We start from the raw sequence: 3998 nt of genomic DNA on the forward strand, positions 1-3998 counted from the left end.
GTTGGATCCATCGGATTGGCCTCGCCGTGCGCCTGCAGTCCGGTGGGTGCCTCATCGGGCATCGACCAGCCGGGGTTGCCGCCGGGCCCGCCCTGGTTGGCTGCGGTACCGGTCGGGTCGCCGCACAGCAGTGCGCCGCCCTCCTTAGACATGGCTATCGCGTGGCACGGGACGTCGTCGTAGTAGCCGTTGTCGGCCAGCGTGATGACCCCGTTGACGTTGCAGGGTGCGTCGGCGCGGTTGAGGGTGGCAGGTAGGGCCCCCACATTGGTGTTGAAAGTGACCGCGACAGTGCCGTCCTTGAGCGGATGGTCATTCGGTTTCGGGGCGGTGCGCTGCTGCTTCTTGCCCTGCTGGAAGGCCGCGAACAGTTCTTCATACTGCGCGCGCTGTTCGGCGGGGATGTTCTCGGGCAAGGTGTCGGGCAGGCTGGCGAACGGATCGGCGGCCTCATTGTACGAGCAGTTCACTCGGCGTGAATTATCCCACCCGCGGTAGCCGAAGTAGGTGGCGGTCCCGATCACGGCCAGAGCCACCACGCCAGCGGCGGACAGCAACATCATTCGGCGTTTGCGCGCCTGCATCCGTTCGGCCTCGAGTCGCTGTTCCAGCTTGCGCTTCGCGGCCTCGCGGCGCTCCTCATTCGTGGTCACGCGGGGAACCCTCCTGGTGTTTGCCGCCGGCGGCTACCTAACGGTCCATCGGCGACCCATGCTATCGCAGGATGGGTCCCGGGTCGTGGACCGGTGCGTCGGTGGCGACGAGTCACGTCATCCCTGAGATACTGCGGGGAGAGCGTTTTCTCCGCGAGCGTTTTTTCCACGACGGAAGGCTGTGCCGTGATCCTGACCGGTTTCCCCTCGGGGATGTTCCAGACGAACTGCTACATCGTCGCCGATGAGGACACCCGCGAGGCGATCATCATCGATCCCGGGCAAGACGCCGCACCCAATGTGCGCACCATCCTGGCTGAGCAGAGCCTGACTCCGGTCGCGGTTTTCCTGACCCACGGGCACCTCGACCACACCTGGAACGCCCAGGAGTTGGCCGACGAGTTCTCCATTCCGGCGTATATCCACCCGGCCGACCGCGGCCAGCTCGCCCACCCGGGAGAGGGCCTGGGTAAGGCGTTGGCCGTCATGATCGGGGTCATGAAGTTCCGGGAGCCGGAGAAGGTCATTGAATTCGGCGACCACGAAGAACTCGACGTGGCTGGCATTCGCTGGAAAGTCGACCATGCGCCCGGCCATTCGCCCGGCAGCGTGCTGCTTTCCATGCAGGTGTCGACCGAGGCGGGTCCAGCACCGGTGTGTTTTGCCGGCGACGTACTCTTCCAGGGGTCGATCGGTCGCACCGATCTGCCCGGCGGCAGCCACCAGCAACTGCTCGATTCGATCTCCGAGCAACTCCTCACCCGCGACGATCAGACGCTGGTGCTGCCCGGGCACGGCCCGCAGACCACGATCGGCGCCGAACGCGCTGGCAATCCGTTCCTGCGGGCCACCCCGCACCCCGCTACAGAAGAGACGACCGTGATGAAGGGACGACGAGGCCTGTGAGCGCCGAATTCACCGCGCCCAAGGGCATTCCGGACTACTTCCCGCCGGCATCCGCCGACTTTCTCGCGGTCCGCAAGATCCTGACCGAGGCCGCATATCGGGCCGGCTACGGCCACATCGAACTGCCGATCTTCGAAGACACCGCGCTCTTCGCCCGCGGTGTCGGTGAATCGACCGACGTCGTCAGCAAAGAGATGTACACCTTCGCTGACCGTGGGGACCGCAGCGTCACCCTGCGCCCAGAAGGCACCGCCGGGGTGATGCGCGCGGTGATCCAGCACGGCCTCGACCGCGGTCAGCTGCCGGTCAAGGTCTGCTATGCGGGTCCGTTCTTCCGCTACGAGCGCCCGCAGGCCGGCCGCTACCGTCAACTACAGCAGGTGGGTGTGGAAGCCATCGGCGTCGACGATCCGGCACTGGACGCCGAGGTGATCGCCGTCGCCGACGAGGGCTACCGGCGTCTCGGCTTGACCGGATACCGACTGGAGCTGACCTCGCTCGGCGACGACACGTGCCGTCCGCAGTATCGCGCCGCGCTGCAGGAGTTCCTGCTCGGCCTGGATCTGGACGAGGCGACCCGGCAGCGGGCGCAGATCAATCCGCTGCGTGTGCTCGACGACAAGCGTCCTGAGGTCAGGGAACTGACCGCCCGCGCACCGCTCATGATCGACCACCTCAGCGACTCGGCGCGCGAGCATTTCGCGGCGGTCCGCGCCGACCTGGATCGGCTCGGGGTCGCTTACGAACTGAACCCGCGCCTCGTGCGGGGCCTGGACTACTACACCAAGACGACCTTTGAGTTCGTCCACGACGACCTCGGTGCCCAGTCCGGAATCGGCGGAGGCGGCCGCTACGACGGCCTGATGCGCCAGATCGGTGGCAAGCAGGACCTCTCCGGAATCGGCTTCGGGATCGGGGTGGACCGCACCGTCCTAGCCTTAGCCGCCGAGGGTGTCTCCGTGGCCGGGCGGGGCCGAGTGCAGGTCTTCGGTGTTCCGCTGGGCGCGGCCGCCAAAGCGGAGCTGGTGGGGGTGGCCGGAGCGCTGCGCCAGGCCGGAATCTCGGTCGATCTCGCCTACGGCGACCGCGGACTCAAAGGTGCGATGAAAGCCGCCGACCGTTCCGGCGCCCGCATCGCGCTGGTGCTCGGCGAGAATGAGCTGGCCGAGCGCACCATCGAGGTGAAGGATCTCACCAACGGCGAGCAGCGCAAGCTGGCCCTCGACGCCGTCGTCGGTGAATTGGTGGCCACGCTGCGCTCCTGAGGCGCTCGACCGTCGACCGGCGCGGGACACCCGTCTCGTAGGGTGGACGCCATGAGCCTGAACTTGCTCGATGCCGATAACCCTCAGCTCACTCCGGTCTCACCGAAGCTGGCGACGGTCCGTCGACTGTCCGCCTCGGCACTGTGCGCACCGATCGGCCTGCTCGGCGCCGTGCTCGCCGTTCTCGCCCATCCGGCATTCTGGGCGCTGACTGCCCTGGCTCTCGTCGGCTACGCCTGGTGGTACTGGATCATCGGGCGGCAAGTCAGTGCGCATCGATACCGAGAAGACTCCGACGACCTCATCGTCGCGCGGGGCCGCTGGTGGCGGCAGGTGACCGTGGTTCCGTATGGCCGCATCCAGTTCATCGATTTGGGCGAGGGACCGCTCCTTCGGATGTACGGCCTGGCGAGCCTGCACCTCAACACCGCCTCGGCCGGTTCCGATGCGGTGATCGACGGGCTCGGCCGTGAACAGGCCAGGGCGCTGCGCGAACGCCTCTCCGAGCGGGCGCGGGAGCGGATGGCCGGGCTGTGAATGATCACCCGACGGAGCCCGGGTACACCACCGGTCGGCGCCGCGTGCACCCGCTCACCGCGGTCAGCGGATTCCTCGCCGCGTTTGTGGGCGTGGCGGCAGTCGCGCTGTTCAACGGTCCGAGCCTCGCCAACGGGCTGGGCGCCCTGCTCGACGGAAAGTCGGTGGCGCTGATCGTCGGAATCGCCGCCCTCGTGCTGCTGGTGGTTGGCGGCGTGGGCGGGGCCGGTGCGTACGTCTCCTGGAAGCACCGGTTCTACGAATTGAGTGCCGATCAGCTGACTGTCGGCGCTGGGTGGGTCGTGCGCCAGCGCCGGACCGCGCGGCTCGACCGCGTCCAGGCCGTCGATGTGAACCGGCCGCTGTTGGCACAGCTGTTGGGTTTGGCTGAGCTCAAGGTTGAGACCGCGGGCGGCACCAACTCGGAGCTGGTGATCAAGTACCTCACCGTGGCCGAATGTGAAGACCTGCGCCGTCGCGTCCTGGCCGGTGCCGCACACCAGAGCGAATTGGTGCAGCAGAGCGAATTGGTGCAGCAGGGTCAACCCAGCCCCGCGGCGCCGCCCGTACCGGCGGGCCCGGCGCAGGGCGCCGTTCTGCTCGACGGTCCGCTGCCGGTGTCCCGGCTGCTGGGTTC

At 67.6% G+C, this 3998-nt stretch carries 5 protein-coding genes; 4 read left to right on the forward strand and 1 reads right to left on the reverse strand.

Annotated elements, in window-relative coordinates; genetic code table 11:
* A partial coding sequence (locus WAW85_RS02665) for a peptidylprolyl isomerase (RefSeq protein ID WP_422558112.1) occupies positions 1–653 on the reverse strand: 653 nt, incomplete at its 3' end.
* A 186-nt stretch (positions 654–839) separates the two neighbouring features.
* On the opposite strand from WAW85_RS02665, the gene WAW85_RS02670 reads away from it, so the two are divergent.
* The 4 genes from WAW85_RS02670 to WAW85_RS02685 form a co-directional block, all read left to right on the forward strand.
* On the forward strand, positions 840–1559 hold the full coding sequence (locus WAW85_RS02670; RefSeq protein ID WP_422558113.1) for an MBL fold metallo-hydrolase: 720 nt from the start codon (positions 840–842) through the stop codon (positions 1557–1559).
* The gene (gene hisS / locus WAW85_RS02675) at positions 1556–2824 is read left to right on the forward strand and encodes a histidine--tRNA ligase (RefSeq protein WP_422558114.1); all 1269 of its coding nucleotides are present in this window, start codon (positions 1556–1558) and stop codon (positions 2822–2824) included. The genes WAW85_RS02670 and hisS overlap by 4 nt, the downstream gene beginning before the upstream one ends.
* A gap of 51 nt (positions 2825–2875) precedes the next feature.
* Positions 2876–3361, forward strand: a complete 486-nt coding sequence (locus WAW85_RS02680; protein ID WP_422558115.1) for a PH domain-containing protein — start codon at positions 2876–2878, stop codon at positions 3359–3361.
* A partial coding sequence (locus WAW85_RS02685; protein WP_422558116.1) for a PH domain-containing protein occupies positions 3358–3998 on the forward strand: 641 nt, incomplete at its 3' end. The genes WAW85_RS02680 and WAW85_RS02685, both read left to right, overlap by 4 nt.

Source organism: Gordonia sp. (in: high G+C Gram-positive bacteria) (assembly GCF_049299075.1).
Lineage (GTDB): Bacteria > Actinomycetota > Actinomycetes > Mycobacteriales > Mycobacteriaceae > Gordonia.

Excerpts from the sequence above, each read along its gene's own strand:
- WAW85_RS02680 (WP_422558115.1), top strand. The coding sequence starts at position 2,876 with ATGAGCCTGAACTTGCTCGATGCCGATAACCCTCAGCTCACTCCGGTC.